The sequence below is a fragment of the Actinokineospora sp. PR83 genome (genome assembly GCF_021056305.1).
Taxonomy (GTDB): Bacteria; Actinomycetota; Actinomycetes; order Mycobacteriales; family Pseudonocardiaceae; genus Actinokineospora; species Actinokineospora spheciospongiae.
In genome coordinates, this window is the sequence record NZ_JAJCXD010000134.1 from 1 (window position 1) to 2,477 (window position 2,477).

The window sequence follows — 2,477 nt, forward strand, 5'->3', positions numbered from 1 at the left end:
CTGCTGCGGTGCGGGCTGCTCGACGCGCGGCGCGGGCTTGGGGCCCGGCCGGGGTCCGGGCGTGCCCGGTCGGAAGCCGGGGGCAGCGGGCGGGGTCGCCTGCTGCGCCGGGGCACTGGGTGCGGTCGGGGTGCTCGCCGCGGCGGCCGGAGCGCTGGGCTCGGGACGCGGTGCGGGCGGGCGGGGGGCCGGCCTCGGACCGGGGCGCGGGCCGGACTTGGCCTCGCTCCCGCCCTTGCCGGGGTACGCATCCCGCAACCTGCGGGCTACCGGCGCCTCCACGGTGGAGGACGCGGACTTCACGAACTCACCGAGGTCCTTCAACTTGGCGAGTACATCCTTGCTGGTGACTCCGAGCTCCTTAGCCAGCTCGTGCACACGGGCCTTGCCTGCCACTGCTCTCCTCGTCTGATGAGGCCGGCGGCAAGTACCGTCGACCTCGTCCTATCGTCGCGCGTTCATGTCTTCAGCTTCACGGCTGACTCATGACGGGTCGACCTGCTTCCTGTTTCCTTCCACGGGGCGGGGTTCTCCCGCACCGATTCCACCGCCGAGCCCACCCCGGCGCGCCAACTCCGCGCGCAGGGCTTCGACACCGACCGCGCCCTCGGACCGCAAGGCCCTGGGGAACGCCCGCCGCTTCTCGGCCTTGGCCAGACACCGCTCGTCGGGGTGCAGCCACGCACCCCGGCCCGGCATCCGGCGCCTCGGGTCGGGGATCACCTCCCCGGCCGCGAGAACCACTCGCAACAGTTCCGTGTCCGCCGCCCGGACCCGGCACCCGACGCACGTCCGCACCGGGCGGTCGCCGCCCCGGGGGGCGGGTTCCGCGGCGCCGACGCCGCCGGGAGCGCGCATCTGACGATGAACCACCAGAAGTCTATCCCGTCCGGCTCAGTCGGCAGAACCGGATACCGGTGCCGCCTGCGCCTCCGCCGCCGCGTCGCTGCGGATGTCGATCCGCCAGCCGGTCAGCCGCGCGGCCAGGCGGGCGTTCTGCCCCTCCTTGCCGATGGCCAGCGAGAGCTGGAAGTCCGGCACCACCACGCGGGCGGTCTTGGCCTTCTCGTCGACGACCGTCACCGAGACGACCTTCGCAGGTGAGAGTGCGTTGCCGACGAACGTCGCCGGGTCCGGGGACCAGTCGATGATGTCGATCTTCTCGCCCGCCAGCTCGCTCATCACGTTGCGCACCCGCGCGCCCATCGGGCCGATGCAGGCGCCCTTGGCGTTGACGCCCGCGACGGTGGAGCGGACCGCGATCTTGGATCGGTGACCTGCCTCACGCGCCACCGCCGGGATCTCGACGGTGCCGTCGGCGATCTCGGGCACCTCGAGCGCGAAGAGCCTGCGCACGAGGTTGGGGTGCGTCCTGGACAACGTGATCTGCGGCCCGCGTGTTCCCCTGGCCACCCCGACGACGAAGCACTTGATCCGGGTGCCGTGCTCGTACGGCTCCCCCGGCACCTGCTCGACCTGCGGGATCACGCCCTCGGTGTCGCCGATCCCGACGATGACCATGCCCCGGGAGTTGGCCCGGGTGTCGCGCTGCACCACCCCGGCGATGATCTCGCCCTCCTTGGCGGCGAACTCGCCGAAGGTGCGCTCGTGCTCGGCGTCGCGCAGCCGCTGCAGGATGACCTGGCGGGCGGTGGTGGCCGCGATCCGGCCGAAGCCCTCCGGGGTGTCGTCCCACTCCTCGGCGACCTCGCCGTCCTCGCCCAGGGTCGAGGCGAGCACCCGGACCAGGCCGGTGCGGCGGTCGATGTCGATGCGGGCGCGCGGCTGGTGGCCCTCGGTGTGCTTGTAGGCGGTCAGCAGGGCGGTCTCGATGGCCTCGATGACCGTCTCGAACGGGATCTCCTTGTCCCGCTCGATGGCCCGCAGTGCGGCGATGTCCACGTTCATCGCGCGTCCTCCTCGTCCTCGGACGCCCGACCCTCGAGCATCGCCAGCTCAGCCGCGGGGGGCTGCTTGAACTCCACCTCGACCACCGCGTGCGCCACCTCGGCGTACCCGACCCGGCGCGGTGCGCCGTCCACGAGCAGGGTGACCCCACCGGTCTCCTCGGCGTCGGCGTCGCCGACCCGGCCGAGGTACTCCGCGCCCTCGACGGGGCGGACCTTCACCAGCCGCAGCCGGTTGCGCTTCCAGTGCCGGGGGCGGGTCAGCGGCCGGTCGGTGCCCGGGGAGGTGACCTCCAGCGTGTACGGGCCGCCCAGGACGGCGTCGTGCTCGTCGAGCACCGCGGCCAGCTCCCGGCTCACCCTGGCCACCTCGTCCAGGCCGACGGCGTTCGCGGAGTTGGCGGAAGTGCCGTTCTCGACGCTGTCTGCGCTGTCGATGACCACCCGGACCAGGCGCCTGCGGCCCGCGGTGGAGACGTCGAGCTCCTCCAGTTCGAAGCCCGCCGCGCCGACGGCGTCGGCGACGACCGGGTGCAGCGCGGTGTCGATGCCACCCCCGCCCCCGCCTGT

Annotated in this window: 4 protein-coding genes; all 4 read right to left on the reverse strand. The window is 73.2% G+C overall.

Annotated features, from left to right (window positions below):
- Nucleotides 1–396: translation initiation factor IF-2 N-terminal domain-containing protein (locus tag L6E12_RS33165; RefSeq protein WP_236231871.1), on the reverse strand; the 396-nt coding region annotated here is incomplete at its 3' end.
- A gap of 87 nt (nucleotides 397–483) precedes the next feature.
- Nucleotides 484–744, reverse strand: a complete 261-nt coding sequence (locus L6E12_RS33170) for a YlxR family protein (protein ID WP_374201990.1) — start codon at nucleotides 742–744, stop codon at nucleotides 484–486.
- Nucleotides 745–894: 150 nt separating this feature from the next.
- Nucleotides 895–1,908 (reverse strand): transcription termination factor NusA, encoded by a 1,014-nt coding sequence (nusA, locus tag L6E12_RS33175; protein ID WP_035280597.1) that lies wholly within the window; start codon nucleotides 1,906–1,908, stop codon nucleotides 895–897.
- A complete protein-coding gene (gene rimP / locus L6E12_RS33180) occupies nucleotides 1,905–2,456 on the reverse strand; it encodes a ribosome maturation factor RimP (protein WP_236231873.1) in 552 nt (183 codons plus the stop codon). Before rimP ends, nusA begins: the two co-directional genes overlap by 4 nt.
- Nucleotides 2,457–2,477: the final 21 nt, after the last annotated feature.

Bases quoted from the DNA above. Each gene is read 5' to 3' on its own strand.
- nusA (WP_035280597.1), bottom strand. From the start codon at position 1,908: ATGAACGTGGACATCGCCGCACTGCGGGCCATCGAGCGGGACAAGGAG.